Annotated in this window: 12 protein-coding genes; 7 read left to right on the top strand and 5 right to left on the bottom strand. The window is 60.0% G+C overall.

Annotation, left to right across the window (positions count from 1 at the left end; all coding sequences use genetic code 11):
• The first annotated feature begins 54 nt into the window (after positions 1-54).
• Genes tssJ through DTP52_RS07550 form a run of 6 tightly spaced genes read left to right on the top strand, consistent with a single transcriptional unit; the run spans position 55 to position 7905 of the window.
• Positions 55-558 (top strand): type VI secretion system lipoprotein TssJ, encoded by a 504-nt coding sequence (tssJ, locus tag DTP52_RS07575; protein ID WP_109752960.1) that lies wholly within the window; start codon positions 55-57, stop codon positions 556-558.
• Positions 555-1886, top strand: coding sequence for a type VI secretion system baseplate subunit TssK (gene tssK / locus DTP52_RS07570; protein ID WP_109752766.1), 1332 nt, complete (start codon positions 555-557; stop codon positions 1884-1886). The genes tssJ and tssK overlap by 4 nt, the downstream gene beginning before the upstream one ends.
• A 5-nt stretch (positions 1887-1891) precedes the next feature.
• Positions 1892-2755, top strand: coding sequence for a type IVB secretion system protein IcmH/DotU (gene icmH / locus DTP52_RS07565; RefSeq protein WP_109752765.1), 864 nt, complete (start codon positions 1892-1894; stop codon positions 2753-2755).
• Between the two features lie 13 nt (positions 2756-2768).
• Positions 2769-6254 carry a type VI secretion system membrane subunit TssM gene (gene tssM, locus DTP52_RS07560; protein ID WP_109752764.1) on the top strand — a complete coding sequence of 1162 codons (3486 nt, stop codon included), beginning with the start codon at positions 2769-2771 and terminating at the stop codon, positions 6252-6254.
• Entirely contained in the window at positions 6251-6976 is a 726-nt protein-coding gene (locus DTP52_RS07555; RefSeq protein ID WP_249411828.1) for a PP2C family serine/threonine-protein phosphatase, read from the top strand. The genes tssM and DTP52_RS07555 overlap by 4 nt, the downstream gene beginning before the upstream one ends.
• Positions 6973-7905 carry a serine/threonine-protein kinase gene (locus tag DTP52_RS07550; protein WP_109752762.1) on the top strand — a complete coding sequence of 311 codons (933 nt, stop codon included), beginning with the start codon at positions 6973-6975 and terminating at the stop codon, positions 7903-7905. The genes DTP52_RS07555 and DTP52_RS07550 overlap by 4 nt, the downstream gene beginning before the upstream one ends.
• Before the next feature lie 216 nt (positions 7906-8121).
• Here DTP52_RS07550 and DTP52_RS07545 read toward each other — a convergent pair whose 3' ends face one another.
• On the bottom strand, positions 8122-8481 hold the full coding sequence (locus DTP52_RS07545; RefSeq protein WP_109752761.1) for a DUF6124 family protein: 360 nt from the start codon (positions 8479-8481) through the stop codon (positions 8122-8124).
• Positions 8482-9193: 712 nt separating this feature from the next.
• On the opposite strand from DTP52_RS07545, the gene DTP52_RS07540 reads away from it, so the two are divergent.
• The gene (locus DTP52_RS07540) at positions 9194-10363 is read left to right on the top strand and encodes a hypothetical protein (protein ID WP_109752760.1); all 1170 of its coding nucleotides are present in this window, start codon (positions 9194-9196) and stop codon (positions 10361-10363) included.
• A gap of 199 nt (positions 10364-10562) precedes the next feature.
• Here DTP52_RS07540 and DTP52_RS07535 read toward each other — a convergent pair whose 3' ends face one another.
• The 4 genes from DTP52_RS07535 to tssI form a co-directional block, all read right to left on the bottom strand.
• Positions 10563-11036 (bottom strand): SMI1/KNR4 family protein, encoded by a 474-nt coding sequence (locus tag DTP52_RS07535; protein ID WP_109752759.1) that lies wholly within the window; start codon positions 11034-11036, stop codon positions 10563-10565.
• A 12-nt stretch (positions 11037-11048) separates the two neighbouring features.
• Entirely contained in the window at positions 11049-15449 is a 4401-nt protein-coding gene (locus DTP52_RS07530) for an RHS repeat-associated core domain-containing protein (RefSeq protein WP_109752758.1), read from the bottom strand.
• A 280-nt stretch (positions 15450-15729) separates the two neighbouring features.
• Positions 15730-16164: a DcrB-related protein gene (locus DTP52_RS07520; RefSeq protein ID WP_109752757.1), complete on the bottom strand. Its 435-nt coding sequence runs from the start codon at positions 16162-16164 to the stop codon at positions 15730-15732.
• 18 nt (positions 16165-16182) lie between these two features.
• Positions 16183-18114: a type VI secretion system tip protein TssI/VgrG gene (gene tssI, locus DTP52_RS07515; RefSeq protein ID WP_109752756.1), complete on the bottom strand. Its 1932-nt coding sequence runs from the start codon at positions 18112-18114 to the stop codon at positions 16183-16185.
• Positions 18115-18358 lie beyond the last annotated feature (244 nt).

The raw sequence follows: 18358 nt of genomic DNA, 5'->3' as shown, positions 1-18358 counted from the left end.
AGAACAGGTTCGTCTGATTGCCGGCCTGCAAATCGATCACCACGGATGACGTTCATGTCCCACTGCACGATGCACTTATCCAAGCCTTTGACGGCGCTGGCCATGACCTTGTTGTTGGCCGGCTGCACCACGCTGTCGCCCTTTTCGACGATGACCAAGCTCAACCTCGCCCTGACGGCCAGTGAGCGACTCAACCCCGATATCAATGGGCGACCATCGCCGGTGGTGGTGCGGCTGTTCGAACTCAGGCATCCGGTGGCTTTTGAAAACTCAGATTTCTTCAGCCTCTATGAACGTGCGAGGGAAACACTGGCCCCTGACCTGGTTTCCAGCGAAGAGCTGGAACTGCGTCCAGGTGAAACCGTCGAGCTCAGGCTCGGTCTCTCTGGGGATAGTCGTTACGTCGGCATACTCGCGGCGTACCGTGACCTGCCACAGGTTCGCTGGCGCTACACACTGCCAGTGGCTGCGACGCAGTTGACCGAAGCGAACCTGACCCTTGACCAGGATGGGCTTGCCAACACGCTTGAAAGACAGGCCGGGGCAGATGACCGATGAATCACGATAAAGTCATCTGGCAAGAAGGCATGTTGTTGCGCCCGCAGCATCTACAGCACAACGATCGCTACATCGACCACCAATTGAAGGTCCGTACCCGGTTGCTCGGCAGTTACGCCTGGGGATTCCTGGCACTGGAAATCGATGTGCAGTTTCTCAATATGGGTCAGCTGGTAGTCAGCCAGGCCAGCGGGGTGCTACCGGACGGCAGTCTGTTCGAACTAGGTGGCAACGCCGAGCCGCTGGCGCTGGAAGTACCGTCCAATACCAGCAATACACCGATCTACCTCGCGCTGCCATTGGTGACCGGCAATCACATCGAGTCCCGTCGTCCAGAGCAGTCTGACGTGTTGGCACGCTACACCATCTACGAGACACAAGTGACCGACTCCAACGCCGGGGATTGCGGCGGGAGCCAGATCAGTTGCGGAAGGCCGGACCTGCGCCTGCTGTTGGGCGAGCAACAGAGCGACCATGCGTTTGTGAAGCTCAAGCTCTGTGAGGTGCTGGATACCACGGCCGATGGTGTGATCAGGCTCGATCCGGACTTTGTACCGACCTTCATCCAGGCACGCTCATCCCATTACTTGCTGTCGTGCCTCAAGGAGATCATCGGCATGCTTGCTCATCGGGGCGACAGCCTTGCCGAGCGGATCCGTTTCAATGGCAAGGCAGGTGGCGCGCAAGTCGGCGATTTCATGATGCTGCAACTGATCAATCGCAGTGAATTGCTGCTGCGTCATTATCTGGACCTGGAGCAAGTACATCCTGAAACGCTGTACCGAATGCTGCTGGCCCTGCTGGGTGACCTGGCGACGTTCTCCAGCGACAGCAAACGCCCACCGCTGACCCACCGCTACCAGCACAGCAACCAAGGCGCGTGTTTTCGAAGCCTGATGCAAGCGATCCGCCAGGTTCTATCGATGGTGCTCGAACAGCACGCGATCGAGCTGCAATTGCAGCCGCGCCAGTATGGAATTATCGTCTCGCCAGTGCAGGATCTCTCCCTGCTGGATACGGCTTCGTTCGTACTGGCGGCAAGTGCCAACTGTGACAGCGAAGAACTGCGCCATCGATTGCCGTCGAACCTCAAGGTTGGCTCGGTGGAGCGTATCCGCCAGTTGGTCAACCTGCATCTGCCCGGTATCAAGATCAGGCCTCTGCCCGTGGCTCCGCGGCAGATCGCATTTCACGCCAACAAAACCTATTTCATCCTTGAACCCAATACCGAAGACCTGGCGCAACTGAAGCGATCCGCAGGCTTTGCGTTCCATGTTTGCGGTGATTTCGCTGAGCTTGAGCTGAATTTTTGGGCCATCAGGAATTGAACGAAATGGATAAGGAAAATCCTCAGGACGAAACGACCGTCCTGCTCGACCATCATGGACAACGTCCTGCTTCCGGGCCCTTGACCGATGCTGCTTCGCCGCCGCGTTTCGAACAGTTGCAAGAGCGGATGATCTACGCCGCGCACCTGCCACGTTCCCAGTCACTCAATGTCAGCCTGAATCCGCTGGTCGCGGCGGCGTCCGGATTGCTTTCGCAAATGGTGCAGCTCAAACACGGCCGCGCACGCGAGGACCTGCAAGCCCTTAAAGGGGAACTGAAGCGAGGTCTGGAGCAATTCGAAGCCTGTGCCTTGCAGGGCGGTGTTGAAAACAGTCAGTTGATCGCCGCGCGTTACGTGCTCTGCTCAGTGATCGATGAGGCGATCGTCACCACGTCGTGGGGTCAAGGAGGCGGCTGGTCACAGATAAGCCTGCTCAGCACTTTCCACAACGAAACCTTCGGCGGCGAGAAGGTCTTCCAGTTGCTTGAGCGCCTGTCGAAAAACCCTATCAAGCACCTGCCGACGCTTGAACTGTTGTATCTGTGCCTATCCCTGGGCTTCGAGGGTAAGTATCGGGTTCAGGCCCGCGGGATGCTCGAACTCGAAAGCCTGCGCGACGCCCTGTACCGGCTGATTTGCCAGACCCGCGGCGACATTCCCCGCGAACTGTCACCTCGCTGGGAAGGATTCGATGGCGCGCGACGCAGTCCGGTGCGCATTGTCCCTGCCTGGACAGTGGCGGTTTTTACCTTGGTCTGCCTGGGAGTGATGTACTCGAGTTTCGCCTGGGTATTGAACGAGCAACGCCAAAGCGTACTGCAACCTTATCAACTGTCAGAGCCGGCCGCCGCTCGGCCGCTGCCGTAAACAGGGACGTGTCATGAAATTGCTTTTCAGGAAAGCCGGTGCCTGGGTGCGCCAGACGTGGATTTGGACGCTGCTGCTGGTGCTTTGTGTTGCGCTGCTGGTGTGGTTCGCCGGGCCACTTCTGGCCGTCAATGACTACAAGTTTTGGGCAAGCCCGACGGCGCGATTGCTGACCATCAGCGTGCTTCTGCTGGGCTGGGGCCTGGTCATGGTTTTCGTCAATGGGCGCGCCGGTTCAAGCGCCAATGCCCAGCAAGACGCCTCCGGGCATGCGCGGGCCCTGTACCAGGCCAGGATTGATGAGCAGCGCGAAGTACGCTCGCGCTTCAAGCGGGCTTTAACCTCGCTAAGGTCCTCAAGCGTCTATCCTGGCCGCAGTGACCGCTGGCGCAACGATCTGCCGTGGTATCTGCTGATAGGCCCGCCCGCCAGCGGCAAAACCCGTCTGTTGGATTGTTCAGGCCTTGAGTTCCCTCTCGACAGGCTTGAGCGCAAGCCAGTCGGCGACATATCGGGTACCCGTCATTGCGATTGGTATTTTGCCGAGCACGCCGTGCTGATCGACACCGCCGGGCGCTACCTGACCCAGGCGGACAGTGATATCGATAGCAGCGCTTGGGCCGTATTGCTCGAACTGCTGCGCAAACGTCGCCGCAGTCGTCCGTTGAACGGGGTACTGGTGACGGTTCCGACCGAGATCCTGTTGCTGGGCAGCGAAGATGAAATGACCACGCTGGCGTGCCAGATTCGTGGCCGCTTGCAGGAACTGCAAAGGCGGCTGCACATCGATGTCCCGATTTACCTGGTCCTGAGCAAAGCGGACAGCGTGCCTGGCTTCAATGAATTTTTTGATTCGCTGACGCGTGAGGAAAACGACCAGGTGTTGGGTGCGAGCTTCAGTCGAGACCAGCGGGGCAGTGACGTAGCCGTGTTACGTGCCGAGTTCGAGGCGCTGCTGCATAGACTCAACAGCCAGATGATCATGCGCATGCATCAGGAGCGCGACCCGCTACGCCGTAGCTGCATGCTTGATTTTCCTCACCAACTGGGACAACTCGGCGCCGGGCTTTGTTTGCTGGTCGAGCAGGCGTTTACTGGCAACGTCGGTACGCTGCGTGGTTTCTATTTGACCTGTGCATTGCTGCCGGGTCGAACAATGGAGCTGACTGCCGAACCCGGCAACGTGGCTTTGCGCGCCAGTAATACCGTGTCTGGTCGACGCTCGCGGTTCATTCATCATTTGATCAGCCGGGTGATTTTTCCGGAAGCCGATCTGACTGACCTCGTTCAGCGCGAACGCCGTCGTATCCATTGGAGACAGCGGGCCTTGTACCTCGGGGCGCTGACAGTCGTTGGCCTGTGCGGGCTGTTGTGGGCGAACGGTTTTTCGGCCAACCACGAGCGTCTGGATAGCTTGCGTATGCTGGCGCAACACTGGGACCAGCAGCAATCGGTCAAAGTGAACGCTGATGACTGGGCCGCAATGCTCGAGTCACTGGATATTCGTTTCGACGCCACCCGGGTTTTCCCACCCTACAGGGCCGTGCCATTGTACGAGCGTGCCGGCCTGTACCAGGGCGATGCGAGCAACCCTGCGGTGACCGAGGCCTATGAGCGTGAATTGCAGGCGCAACTGTTGCCGAAGGTTGCGCAGAGGCTGGAAGAGCAAGTCCGCAACAACTGGAGTGACCGCGAGCAATTGCTCAACAGCCTGCGCGCGTACTTGATGCTGGGTCTGCAAGAGCGTCGAGATGTTGCCTGGCTCAAGGATTGGCTGGCCAACGATGGGTCACTTCGTTACCCCGGCAACACGGCGCTACAGGAGGGCCTGAATGCTCACTTCGCGCGCCTGTTGGAGCTACCCTTCATTCATGCACTCAATGAACCGCTGGTAGCCCAGGCCCGAGAGGCCCTTCGTCGTGAGTCCTTGGCCGCCGTCGTGTACAAAATGCTGCACGAACAGGCCAGCCATCTACCGCCATATCGACTCGGCCAACACTTGGGTTCACAAGGAGGGCTGTTGGTCGGTACCGATCGTGTGATTCCTGGTTTTTATACCCGCCAGGGTTACGAACGTTACTTTTCGGTTCAGGGGACGGCGCTGATCAGCGAATTGTTGCAGGACAACTGGGTATTGGGTGAAGGCGAGGGCCTCAGCGGCATGGACATGCGTCGCCTGATGGTCGAACTGGAACAGCGGTATTTTCGTGACTATGCCGACCACTGGAGCGAAGCGGTCGGTCAGATCACCCTGCAAACCGTCAGCAATGCGGCTGAGGGCGCCGAGCAACTCGCGGGGCTGACTTCGGCTCATTCACCGATTTTGCGGATGCTGGTGCAGGTGCGCGAAAACACTCGACTCCAGGCGGTTGTCGAGCAACTCGACGACCTGACGCAAGCGGCCGGAAAGGGCGAACATGCCGTTACAAAACTAGCCGCTGTGGCAGGGAAAGCTTCTGCGTCCCTGACCGAACATCTGCCGGACAACGCACAAAAATCCTTGCGACGGCGTTTCGAACCGCTGCATCGCCTGCTGGATGGAGAGGGCGGGCCCACGGCTGATCTGGTCCAGGTCTTGCGGGCCCTTGATGAGGTGCAATTGCAATTGGCGAACCTGGCCCGAGCCAGTGCACCGGAACAAGCGGCGTTCGAATTGGCCAGGCACCGCATGGGCGGCGGGCGAGATGCGTTGAGTCACCTGCGCAGTGCGTCTGCTCGCCTGCCGCGGCCAATCAGTGGGTGGTTCAACGTGCTGGCCGAGGACAGCTGGCGTTTGGTGCTCAGCGATTCTTATCGATACCTGAACCAGCGTTATCAGAGCGAGCTGTACAGCTTTTACGGCAAGGCAATCGACAAGCGATACCCGTTCAGCGCCCACAGTGCCAGCGACGTGGCGCTCAATGATTTCCGAGAATTCTTCAAGGACCAAGGCATCGTCGGTCGCTTTTTCGACAATTATATGCAGCCCTTCGTCAGCGGTCCGGCGGGAGACTACCGCCTGCGCAGTATCGACGGGCAGAGCTTGCCGATCTCCCGGGTCTATCTCGATCAGATGGCAACAGCGCATACCATTCGCCGGAGCTTTTTCGCCGAAAACCCGACCGAGCCACAAGTGCAGTTCCAGCTTGAGCCGTACACCCTGGACCCGGCAGTAAGCCGTGCTGAATTCCGCTTTGGCGACCAGATGCTTGAATATCGCCACGGTCCGATCCTGCCGGTGGCGTTTACCTGGCCAAGCGACGCGCAGAATGGCCGAACCGCGCTGGTGCTGGACAAAATGGTTGGGCGAGGCGTGGGTATCGAGAAAAATACCGGGCCATGGTCGCTGTTTCGTTTGTTCGATTTGATGCAGAGCGAATACCTGACCGGGCGCGATGTACGCGTCTTGAAGGCGGATCTGGGTGGCCTGCGCGCCAATTATTTGCTGACGAGCCAGCGCACACCGAACCCTTTCGACATGAGCGTGCTCCGCACATTTCGTCTGCCGGTGCAGCTTTGATGGTGGCTAGTCCCTGGTACAGCGCGGCGCGCACCGACCCGGGCAAAGCCCGCGCACGTAATGAGGATGCTTTTCTCGACTGCCCACAACAGGGAGTATGGGGGGTGGCTGACGGCATGGGTGGCCACTCGGGCGGTGACATCGCCAGCCAGATGATCGTTGCCAACCTGACGGAACTGCCACTGTACCGGGACTTGGGGGAGCGTTCGAAAGCGGTGCGCCAATGCCTGCGCTGGATCAATCGACGACTGAGCCAGGAGCTTACCGTCACCGAAGATCGTCTCGGCATTATCGGCAGCACCGTGGTGGTGCTGTTGCTGGAAGGAAACCGCGGGGTCTGCATTTGGGCTGGTGACAGCCGTTGTTACCTGTGGCGCGGTCGACGCTTGTACCAACTGACCAAGGATCACTCGCTGCAACAGCAACTGATCGACAGGCAACACTTCAGCCGCGATGAGGCCTGCGCCCACCCTGCGGCCAAGGCACTGACCCGCGCGGTCGGTGCCGCGCCGGAGTTGACGCTGGAGGTGCTGGAGCTGGACGTTCAGCCGGGTGATACGTTTTTGCTGTGCAGTGATGGCCTGTACCAAGGCCTCGGCATAGAGGCCCTTGGCAGAGCCTTGGACCTGGCTTCGCCTCGTAGGGTGTTAGAGCATCTTTTTGACGACGTTTTGCGTGGCACGGCGCCGGATAACCTGACGGCCGTGGTGATCCGCCCGTGAGTGAAGAGGGTGCCTATCCCACGTATTTCGCCTTCGCCAACGCTGCACCTACTGCGATATCCAGCCAGCGTTGCATCAGCGAAACACCGGACATACTCGCAGGCCGCTATCGCCTGGAACGCTTGCTTGGCGCTGGCGGCATGGGCGTTGTTTACCGCGTACGGGATTTATTGCACGAACAATACGCTGATCCTGACCCGTACCTTGCCTTGAAGATGCTCAGTGAAGCATTCGACGAGTCACCTGATGCCAGTGCGTTGCTCTACAGCGAGTTCGCCCTGACGCGGCGATTGCATCACCCGAATATTCTGCGCCCCTACACCTTCGAAGTGGATGCAGCCCAACGACGGGCCTTCATCACCATGGAGCTGATGCGTGGCCTGACCTTGGACAAACTGCTTTGTGAACGGCCCCAGGGGGTGCCTTGGCCTGAACTGAAGGCTATCGCCGTGCCGCTGCTTGATGCACTGGCCTACGCCCACAGCCGCGGCGTACTGCATGGCGACATGAAGCCTAGCAACATCATGTTGAGCGAAGAAGGCCTGCGCCTGTTCGACTTCGGTTTGGGCCTGGTCGAGGAGGGGCCTTCGCAGCATCTGCCAAACCTGAATCGTGAACGCCTTAACGCTTGGACGCCCGGTTACGCGGCACCTGAACTGCTCGAAGGTGCGCCTCTGTCAGCCGCTGCCGATGTCTACGGTGTGGCTTGCGTGCTGTATGAACTGGCGAGCGGCAAACACCCATTCCGACGCTTACCCGCCACCCAGGCTCGCGATGCTCGGTTGGAGCGCTCACTCAAGGCGCCGCGCAACCTGCCCAGACACAGCTGGCCGGCGCTGCGTATGGCGCTGGCGTTTGATCCGGGGCAGCGGCGTATTGGCGCGGCTCGATTGCGTGATGTCTTGGGTGGTGTGTTGTCCTGGTGGTGACCCTCTCCCTGTGTGCGAGCCTGCTCGCGAAGGCGGCAGTACATACATAACTGGCCTCAAGATGTACGCGGTCCATGGCGAGAAAGGTTGCTCCCGCTCGGCGGCGCAGCCGTCGTAGACCAGTTAGAGCGGTCGGTTTGGAAGACTGCGCCGGCCTTTTGGGACTGCTGCGCAGCCCGGCGGGGATAAATCCCCTCGCCACGGGTGGTGTAGCGGCTAGCGTGGGTCGACGTTATCCAGCACCCGGTTCGCCAGCAATGAACTCAGTTCGATCAGTTGCTGGATGCCGAGGGCGATGTGGCGGCGGGGGCCTTCGAGGTCGAAGGCCAGGTTGCTGATCATCGCGTCGGCTGACGCCAGGTTTTCGCTGAGGTTGGCGAGCAGGCATTCGTTGTCGGCGTTTTTTGCCACGGTGAATAGCTGGCCCGGTTTGGATGCGTCTTCCGAGTTTTCCGGTTTTGGTAGGAGGTAGTAATCCAAGGCGCGCTTTTCTGCTTCGTCTTGTTTCTTCGTTTTGGATTTAGCGGACGCAGAGCTTTGATCTGCTTCGGGAGGATTCGGTGTGATTTTGAACATGGTGGAGCTCCTTTCGTAAGAGGAACCGTCACCGTCTGCCGCCAAGCAGATGGGGTGACGGATTACACAAGGTTGGCGGACCGGAACGAAAGGAACCCGGCATCCCCGAAGGGATCCTTGCGCAACCCGCCATAACATAGGAGTGCCAATGCCTGAGGCATCGCAATCATATTAAGGGGCTGTTGCACCTTTCGTGTACCGGGCCGCCAAACCCGACCACTGATGGGCAGTGGCAGGGAAACGATAGAACCCGGGAGCAAGGCGCACAAGCGGGCGGATTCTGGCGTAGTTGTAGGCAATGGCGCAAGGATGTGTAGCTGGGTGGAAGCGTTGTGGAGGGAGAATAAACAAGGCTTCGTATTGCCCTGGAATTCATGGTCAGAGATTGCTCTCGCACCGGTGATGCAGTGGTTTTTCTGTAGGAATGTGTCGTCATTTTTGGGGCGGCTTCGCCGCCCAGCGGGGCGGTGCGACGTTTTGCTAAATCCCCTCGCCGCAGGTTGATGGTGTGGCGGCTAACGTCGGTCGACGTTATCGAGCGTTCGATTCGCCAGCAGTGCATCTGCTCTCCCTTTTTCCGGTCTCGACCCATGGCAAAGCAGCTTGATCCCGTTCGATCAGCAGCAAGGACCAATCAGGTTCTTGAGTTTTAATCATTGACGTCTATACCGGTGATGGCGACATGCTATTTCTTCATGTCCCTCGGAGGCGTATGCACTTCAAGACGTTCATCTCTCTTTTCCCCGTTCTGGCGCTTATCGGAGGGTGCAGTGCTTCCAGGCCGGAGTCGGGCACGATGCTCAAGACTTGGTCAGAGAGCGTGGCGAACCTGGGTGTTAGAGCGGTATATCCGTTGCAGGAGGGGCTGTATCCGGGAAATTTTCTTTTGGTCCCCACCTACCCCGGGAAAAGCCGTTCTGATGAAAAGCCTTCGGCGTTTTACACCTATTACCCGGCGCCAGTAGGGTCGTTGGATCTGTGCAAACTGTATCTGTCGATCCGCAGTGCCCCGGAGTTGCCGCAAATCTCTGGCTACCCGGTCAAGGGCGGGGAGCCGGCAGGGGAGAAGACGGTAGCGCCCTGGCAGCCGACGGCTATCAACTATTCGCACTTCAAATGCAGCGGCTATAAAGAGGCGGACTTCAGAGTCAACCGCGTCACGGCGTTCCCGGCTTTTCAGTTCGGGTCACGTGTCGAGTCGGGAATGGGTGCAAATGTGATGGCGGGAACGGTGGGGGCGAAGGGCAGTGTGGTGGGCAAGGATGATTACCTTATGACGGTCTCGGTGCCGAGTGTCACGGTCATAAGGGTGGACGTTCCTGATCTTCTGAGCGCCTTGGGCGGCAATGGCTTCAAGACAAAGGACGGGTTTGGCAACTTACAAAGCGTTGTTGCCCGGATGATGCAGCTTCAAACTTTCGTCGACAAACAGGGCAATAGCTCGAAACCGGAGCTGCTGCTGGTTTCGGAAGTGTATTACGCGAACGCGATCGATATTTCCGTCACAAGCTCAGCGGGCCAGTCGGCGCAACTCGCCGTTAGCACTCAGGCTTTGGTCGAGCGGTTTGAAAAGCTGGCAGGTTTGCGTGATCAGATGAAATTGATGATGAAGGAGGCTCCTGCCACGCAAGGTAGCAGTCAGGGCCAGCCGAATACACAGACTCAGCAAACGGCCATGAACGAGCTTGCCCGGGAAATTGGCGAAACCGAGGCTGAGGTGGACAAGCTATCCAAAGCCCTTTTACCGGATGCGCCGGGGGTTACAGGTGCGGTGAAATCTGTTTCCAGCTCGGGCGTGACGTTGACCCAAGTCTTTCCGCGCCCGATGGCGATTGGGTATCGGGCCATAGGGCTCAATCCGGATCAGTTGATTGGTAAATGATCTTCAAGCAGCAAAAGAAACTGGCGCAGCGCCGGGAACGTCACGCTGCCAGCAAAATGATGCGGTTTGTCGGTGTTCCCTTAGGCCCGGCTTCCCGGTCCAGGTTCTGCCCCTGAAACCGCAGGTTGCCGCCCAGCGGGAGCAAGCCCCCTCGCCACGGGATTTGCGTTTCGGAGCAAATCCTGTGGCGTTCCCTGATTTATTCCTCGTCCAAATCTTCCTCATCGATCAGCCCTTGAACGAAGCGGAGGAAGTTCGAGCAAATAGGCTTCTCGGATTCAGCCTGGTTCTCTTCTGGGCTGAGGTCACTGTCAAACGTGTCAGTCGTGAAATAACTGATGGCCCCCGAATCAAGGTTCAAGCAAAAGAAATTGCCACCCAGGTCGTCTGCGAAAGGAAGGAGATGTGCAGGCAGAACTTGTTTCTTCAGCATCAATTGGTAGGTGGACAGTAGCGTGGGTTCACCGTAGGTAATCGGCCTGAAAGAGGCGACTTCGATGGGGTCGAAAAAGTCTTCGCTGACCCAATAAGCTCGTTCCGGCATGCCGCCGTTGTACTTGAGGTAATGGTTTCGAAAGGGAACCGGTAGCTTCTTGCCGATGGCGGACTCCAGCTGGTCCAGATCCGCTGAGGTAATGGCCTTTTCGTAATCTGAGAATTTGTTTTCAAGCATCGAAATCTCCAATCATGAGCAGCGCCCAGGTTTGACTTTAGTGTTGGGAATTTTGTTGGCGAGCCAGCCTTTCTTGGACGCTGCTAGGACTGATTCGCTGCTGTCGTAATTAACTTTGAAATGTTTCTCATATTGTGCAACTGAACCGCCATGGGGATAGGTGGCTTCATGGGCAGATTTCCTGACAAGCTGCATCGTTGTGTTACCCGTTTTAGGGTCGAAGTCATCAACGTGGTGCCAGGTATAGTCCTTCTTGGCACTCCTTGGAATACCGGCTTCTTTATAGGCTTGAGTAAAGTCACGCGACCTGGAGCCTTGCATCTTGATCGTCACGATATTTTTTTGTGCGCCTTTAATCGGATACAGATCACTGCTTCCCGTGAAATCTACCCCGGCATACGCCCAGCCCCATGGATCCGCCCAACCGATAGGGTTCGGAGCGTATTGGTAAAGATTGAGTCCACCTTCCAACCCAATCGGATCCGGCGTAGTAAACCGCCCCACATCCGGATCATAAAACCTGAACGTATTGAAATGCAGCCCGGTTTCCCGGTCCAGGTATTGCCCCTGGAACCGCAGGTTCTGCTCTTCGATGTAATACGGCTCACGCACTTCTTCCAGCGTATTGCCCCAGACCCGATACGTGGCCTGCCACACATTGTGCCCGTCGGCTTCGGTGAGTTGTTCCGGCAGGCCGTTGAGGTCGTTGTGGTAGTAGCGGATCTTTTGCAGCGGGCCACTGCCGTCGACGCGGGCCAGGGGTTCGTAGCCGTCGTCTTCGTAGAGGTACAGGCTGGTTTGCTGGTGACGGTGTTCCTGCAACAGGCGCAGGCCGTCCCAGGTGAAACGGGTTTCGCCCAGCGGGTAGCCGTGGCTGTCGTGTTCGGTTTTTTCGATGCGCCGGCCCAGCGGGTCGTAGACCATTTTCACCACGCTGCCGTCGTCGTTACGCACTTCAATCAAACGGCTGTTGGCGTCATAGGCGAAGTGTTGCACGCCGCGTCTGGCGCTGCGTTTTTCGATCATCCGGCCGAAGGCGTCGTAGCGGTAGCGTTTGTCCTGGTAGGTCAGCAGTTTGTTGTGCACCACCAGCCCGGCCCCAGGGGCCGGGCCGTCCAGCAGGTTGGCGGCGGCGTCGTAGGTGAAGGTCTCGCGCTGGCCGTGCAGGCTGTCCTGGCTGGCGATGATGCGGCCGGTGGCGTCGTAGTGCAGGAGCTGGCGCTGTTGTGCGGTGGGTTGCTGGTCGAGTTTGCCGATGAGGTGGTCGGCGGGGTCGTACTCGAAGTGTTTTTGCACCGCCGCCGGCAGCAGCGAGGGTTGGCTGCTGTGGCGGCGTTGTCGCGCGCGCAGGCGGCCGCTGCGGTCGTATTCGCTGCGGGTGCTGATCTGCCCTTGGGTGCGCAGCACTTCGCGGTGCAGGCGGTCGCGTTCGAAGTCGCTGATGACCTGGCCGTCGAGGTTGATCTGGTGCAGGTGGCCGCTGCCGTAGTACAGGCGGTTGACCCAGCGGCCATCGGGCAGTTGGGTCTGGATCAGGTTGCCGAGTTCGTCGTAGTGGTGTTGCAGGCTGCCGGCGGCGCTGTTTTCGGCGAGCAACTGGCCGAGGGCATCGTAGGCGAAGCTCAGGGTTTGCGCGTTGCCCTGCAGGTCGGTGAAGGTGACGGCGGTGAGTTGGTCCAGCGGGTCGTAGGTGTACTCGGTGCGGCCATCGTCGGTGGTTTTGGCGATCAGCCGGCCCGCGGCGTCGCGTTCCAGGCGATGGACGATGGGGGCCGGCGGCGCTTCAGGAATGATCGCCAGGCCCGTGCCGTACGGTGCCGGAAGTGCCGTCACCGCCGCGACGTTGTCGAGGCGGTCGTAGCTGTAGCGCTTGGCGCTGCCATCCAGGTCTTGTTGTTCGGTCAGCCGATCCCCGGCATCCCAGGCGAACCGGTAGCTTTCGCCATTCTCGTTGGTCAGCGCTTGCAGGCGGCCGAAGCTGTCGTAGGCGAACTGCACTTGCCGGCCCTGGGCGTCGGTGCGTTGGCGAACCTGGCCGCGGCGGTTGTGTTGGTAGAGCGTGGTGTGCCCGGCCGGGTCGGTGTAGCCAGTGAGTTGGCCGGCGGTGTCGCGCTGGTAGTGCTCGGTGCGGCCGTCCGGCAGTTGGCTGCTAAGCAAGCGCCCCTGGGCGTCGTAGCTGAACTGGGTGCGTTCGCCGAGGGCGTCGGTGATGGTTTGCAGATAACCGCGCGTGTCGTAGCTGAAGCGGGTCGGGTAACCCGAGCAATCGACGTGTTCCACTAATTGGCCGAACGGGTTCCAGCGCAGCTTCTTGCTCTTGCCAGTGGCGTCGATGATTTCCACGACCTGGCCGTGGGTGTCGTAGCGGTAGCGGGTGACATGCCCCAGCGGATCGGTTTCGGCGATGTAGTTACCGCGCTGATCGTAGCGGTACTTCCAGCTATTGCCGGCGGCGTCGGTGTCCACCAGCGGCAGGGCCCAGTGTTCGAGCCAGAGGGTGGATCCGCTGCGGCCCAACGGGTCGGTTTCGCTGATGAGGTTGCCGGCTTCGTCGTAGCTGAATTGGAACTGGCCGCCCTGTGGATCGGTGGCGCTGAGCAACTGGCGCTCATCGTTCCATTCGAACAACCAGGTCTGGCCGAGGTTGTCGCTGAATTGGATGATCTGGTGCTGGCTGTTCCAGTGCCGGGTGCTGACGCGTTGCAGGCTGTCGCTGATGCGGGTGATGCCGGCCTTGAGGTCATAGTCGAACTGGTAGGCGTCGCCTTCGTCGGTCCAGTGCCGCACCACGCGCCATTCCTGGTCTTCGATCAGCGCCCATTCGTAGAAGCAGCGCAGGCCGGTGGGCAACTGATGCTCGACCATGCGTTGCCCGGCGTCGTAGCTGAAGCGCCGTTGTACCTGGCCGGTGGCGTCGCGTACTTCGGTAAGGCTGTTCGCCGCGTCGTAGGCGTAGCTGACCAGTACTTCCCGCGTCTGGTCGGGGTAGAGGCGTTCGATCTGGGTGACGCGCTCGCCTTCGCGAATCAGCTCGACATGCACCAGGTCGAAAGTGTCGCGTAGCCGCACCAGGCGCCCGGCGGCGTCGTAGTCGAGGTGGATGCGGTTGTCGTTGCGGTCACCCAGTTGGCTCAGGCGCAGGTGGGATGGGTTGGCTGGCGAAGGTTCGAACAAACGGTACAGGCCGTTTTCGCTTTCGATCAGCAATTGCCCGTTCACATGACGGCGCACGGCCAAGCCTTCGCCGGCGCTGAACACCGCGCCGCCCAACGGGATGGAGCCCATGTCGATAGGGCGGCCCTGTTCGTCGGTGTAGACCAGGGTTTCACCGCCATCGGGGTGGGGCAGGATTTGCACCTGGATTTCGTAGGCGACGCTCCAGCCGGCGCCGAACAGGCTGTCGCGGCGCTCGTCGCGGCTGTTGTAGACGCGCTGCCAGTCAATCGGCAGGATGCCGGGCAAGACGAAGTCCAGTTCTTCAGCGCCGCCCAGCACTTTGGCGCCCGTGGCGGCATGCACCGGGTTCGACGAACCCATGGCAGCGTTGGCGGCCGCGTTCGCCGCGCTGCTGGCGGCCATGGACACCGCGCCGCCCACCAGCATGCACGGCAGTTTGCTGAAGAACTTGCCCTTGCCGCCCTTGAGCATCAGTAGCGCCGTGACCGCCAGGCCCACGCCCGGGGTCTTGCCGCTGCGGATCTCGCGCACCACCACCGAACCGCCGCCAATGGTCACGTTGGGCGAAATCAACCCGGACGACACCACCGTCGCATCGCAGGTGCTGCGGTCGCCGCTGCGCACGGCGGGCTGGCCGTTGATGGTGACTTTGTCCGAGCCTTCGGCCATGAACTGCGGTGGCATGGGTGGGTGCTTGGTGCAGATGACCAGGTCTTCCGGTCGGGTCTCCGTACCGGGGGCGGGCGAGGCGACAGTGGGACGCCACATCTGCGAAAAGAAATTCCCGGCCATGTCCAGGTAGCTAGGCTCTTCTTCCGGCTCGGGCATTTCCAGTTCGGTGCCGGCCGGCGCGACATGGGAAACTACCGCTCCGGCGGCGCGGGCCGAGGGGATGTTGTTGGTAAAGGTGTCCTTGGAGCCGGTGAGGATGTTGGCCTGCACCGTGGGCGGAAAGAGGGCGTTGCCGATGCTCTCGCATAAATTGCTCAGGCCTTTGTCGGCCCCGGTCTTGCTCATGGCCAGGCCGACGATGGTGCCCACCACCAGGCCCAGGACGAAGCAGCCCAGGCCACCGGTGACGACGGTGATGCCCGTGGCCGCGACCACGGCGGCGGTCGCCAGGGCGGTGATCGCGATGTTGGCCGCCACCTCCAATACGCCGCCAAGAATGTCGGCCATCATCGAGGTGTGGTTCAGTGCATCGCCCAGGCGGGCGGCCCAGAGCGCGTCAGACATGCAGGGCGCTCAGGTGGTTGATGACCGTGTGTTCAAGCAATTTGATGCCTTCCATTGCGCCTGTTGTCCTTTGTGGGTTACGGCATGCTCGTTAATGCCATTTTCAGGCGCTTGATCCGCTTCGGTTTGTCCCTGTGGGAGCGATGATGCCTTCCACTTCCTTGACGCCACCAAACCCCTGTGGGAGCGAGCCTGCTCGCGATGGGGCCCTTTCAGTCAACCTCATCAGTGCCTGACCCACCGCTATCGCGAGCAGGCTCGCTCCCACAGGGATGGGGTGTCAGGCCGGAGTGTCGAACACCAGCGACCCCTTGATCGTCGCCCAATGCGCCGCTTCGGCATCGCCCAGTTTCTCTGCTTTCACGTAACTCAGGGCAAGCATCTTGCGAGTGCCGGGCAGTACCAGCGCGAGCTGATATTGGAAAACCTTTTCGTTGCCCTTGTTGAACTGGCTGCGCAATTCGATGGCTTCGACTTCCTGGTTGGCACCCACGCGTACGGTCGCGCCCGGTTGGCAGCGCAGTTGCTGGACCTGTTTTTCCAGGCGCTTGAGCTGGTCGTCGAGGTTGCTTTGCAGGGTCTCGCCCTCGGCCAGCAGGCTGCGGCTGACAATCAAGGAGGTGCCCAGCTCGGGGAACTTGAGAATGTTGATCGTCGCGTCCAGCAACTCGCTTGGCGGCAGCTGGAGCTGGAATTCATTGAGACGGTAAGTCATGGCGCATAAATCTCGAAGTTAGCCCTTGGGGAACGCGGCGCTGATGTTGGCATCGATGCTGCCCTTGACACCCTGGCCGTCCGGCGTGGCACCCGGGCCGCCGCCGTTGTTCAGGTGCAGCACGCCGCCGGTGTTGAACTCGGCATCGCCGCTGGCGTAGAAGCTGATCTGCACGCCGGTCAGGTTGATCTGGCCGCTGGCGTTGAGCTCCAGGATGCTTTCACCGCACACCAGGCGCAGGTTCTCGCCCACTTCGATGACGTAGCTCTGGCTGATGCTGTCGGTCTTGCGCTGGCCCACCGAGAGGATGTCCTCCTGCTTGACGATACGCAGGCGGTTGTTGCCGATGGTCACCGTCTCGTTGTGGCCGATGCTTTTGTTGCGGTCGTGGCCGACCGAATGGCTTTCATCCACCTCGACCACGATGTCCTGGTTACGCTCGGCGTGGATGTACAACTGCTCGGCGCCTTTCTTGTCTTCCATGCGGATTTCGTTGAAATTCGCTGGCGTGCCGCCCTTGCTCGAACGGCTTTTCATGCCGCTCTGGGTCGCGTTTTCCGGCAGGTCGTAGGGCACGGTCTGCTCGGCGTTGTAGACGCGACCGGTGATGATTGGCCGGTCCGGGTCGCCTTCGAGGAAGCTGACGATGACTTCCTGGCCGATGCGCGGGATCTGCATCGAGCCCCAATTCTTGCCGGCCCACGCCTGCGACACACGAATCCAGCACGAGCTGTTTTCGTTGGATTGGTCGTGCCGGTCCCAGTAGAAATGCACCTTCACCCGGCCGAACTGATCGGTCCAGATTTCCTCGCCCTTGGGGCCGACTACCAATGCGGTCTGCGGACCTTTGACAATAGGGCGGTGGGTGGTCGCCAACGGGCGATAGCTTTGCTGGGCATCGATGCAGGTCAGGCTGCTTTCGAACTGTGCGCTCGGCGCGCCGCCGTTGGTTTCGCCGCTTTCCTGGGAAATGTAATAGCGGGCCCCGACGATCAGGTATTCGCGGTTCTGGTCCTGGCGGCTGAAGCCGGTAAGCGTGAACAGATGCCCAGAGCCCAAGCCTCGCGCGTTACCCGCCAGCTCGACCTGTTCGTGCAGGGTCTGCAAGGCTTCGATGCGGGTGCGGGCGTAGTGTTCGCCGTCCTGGCTCTGCACATAAGTGCCAGGGTAGTCGTACAGCGGATAGTCGCCGGCGGTGTGCGGGCGGGGCATGGCCGAGCGTACGTCGATGCGCGCGCTGGGGCGCTGGAAATCGTAGTCGTTGAGCTCCAGCGAACCGGGCTGGACTTCCTGGGCCAGGTGCCAGTCGTGGATGTGGTCGCGTTCGCGCTGCTGCTCATTCTTCGGGTAGTAAGGCACCGAGCCGTAGCCGGGGGCCGTGGTGTGGGCGCCGTAGGCGTCGGCCAGTACCAGCACATGCCGGCCCTGCTCATGACGGAAAAAGTAATAGATGCCTTCCTGTTCCATCAGGCGGCTGACGAAGTCGAAGCTGGTCTCGCGATACTGCACGCAGTATTCCCACTCGCGGTAGGACTGGCTCAAGGCGTCTTCGAAATCGGAAAAGCCCAGGTCGCGGAACACCTGCTTGATGATCTGCGGGATGGTCAGGTTCTGGAAAATCCGGCAATCGGAAGTGCGGGTCAGCAGCCACAACCACGGACGCAAAGTCGCCTGGTAGCTGGCGAACTGGCCCTGGTCGACGTTCTGGCTGCAGCGGGCGACGATGCCATGGAAGTGCCGCTCGCCACCGCCATCGAGTTGCAAGCTCACGCACATGGGCTTGCCGAGCAACTGGTTGAGGTCGATGGCGTTGTCCAGCGAATGCAGCTGCAACTCGTAGTTGAACAGCCTGCCCAGCTCTTCACCGCCGCCCATGTCCTTGAGCAACAGCACCTCGGGTCCCAGGGGGCTGGTGATCTTGGCCAGGCGTGTGGCTTGGTTGAATAGCATCGGTTGTCCTTATCGCTGTCGCAGTCCATTTGACGCTGCGCAAGATTGCCGGCTTTTGACGTTGAAGATCAAGCGATCACGCCCTTTGACAGCGCGTGCACAGGCATGAAATCGCCAGAGTAGTGACGCTGATCGCATAATGTAGTTCGTTACTTGGGGCAGAGGAACCCGGTTCTTGATTGTTACCAGGCATTACTTGAATATCTGCTCCTTCGCGCGTCACCTCACGTCCATGGAAAGCGAT

Origin of the sequence: Pseudomonas sp. 43mfcvi1.1, assembly GCF_900115935.1 — a bacterium.
GTDB classification, from domain to species: domain Bacteria; phylum Pseudomonadota; class Gammaproteobacteria; order Pseudomonadales; family Pseudomonadaceae; genus Aquipseudomonas; species Aquipseudomonas bijieensis.
This window is presented reverse-complemented; position numbering and strand designations above follow the sequence as displayed.

Coding starts and splice junctions, on each gene's coding strand:
- tssJ (WP_109752960.1), top strand. CDS start 55: ATGTCCCACTGCACGATGCACTTATCCAAGCCTTTGACGGCGCTGGCC.
- tssK (WP_109752766.1), top strand. CDS start 555: ATGAATCACGATAAAGTCATCTGGCAAGAAGGCATGTTGTTGCGCCCG.
- icmH (WP_109752765.1), top strand. CDS start 1,892: ATGGATAAGGAAAATCCTCAGGACGAAACGACCGTCCTGCTCGACCAT.
- tssM (WP_109752764.1), top strand. CDS start 2,769: ATGAAATTGCTTTTCAGGAAAGCCGGTGCCTGGGTGCGCCAGACGTGG.
- DTP52_RS07545 (WP_109752761.1), bottom strand. CDS start 8,481: ATGTTCAAAATCACACCGAATCCTCCCGAAGCAGATCAAAGCTCTGCG.
- DTP52_RS07540 (WP_109752760.1), top strand. CDS start 9,194: ATGCACTTCAAGACGTTCATCTCTCTTTTCCCCGTTCTGGCGCTTATC.
- DTP52_RS07535 (WP_109752759.1), bottom strand. CDS start 11,036: ATGCTTGAAAACAAATTCTCAGATTACGAAAAGGCCATTACCTCAGCG.
- DTP52_RS07530 (WP_109752758.1), bottom strand. CDS start 15,449: ATGTCTGACGCGCTCTGGGCCGCCCGCCTGGGCGATGCACTGAACCAC.
- DTP52_RS07520 (WP_109752757.1), bottom strand. CDS start 16,164: ATGACTTACCGTCTCAATGAATTCCAGCTCCAGCTGCCGCCAAGCGAG.
- tssI (WP_109752756.1), bottom strand. CDS start 18,114: ATGCTATTCAACCAAGCCACACGCCTGGCCAAGATCACCAGCCCCCTG.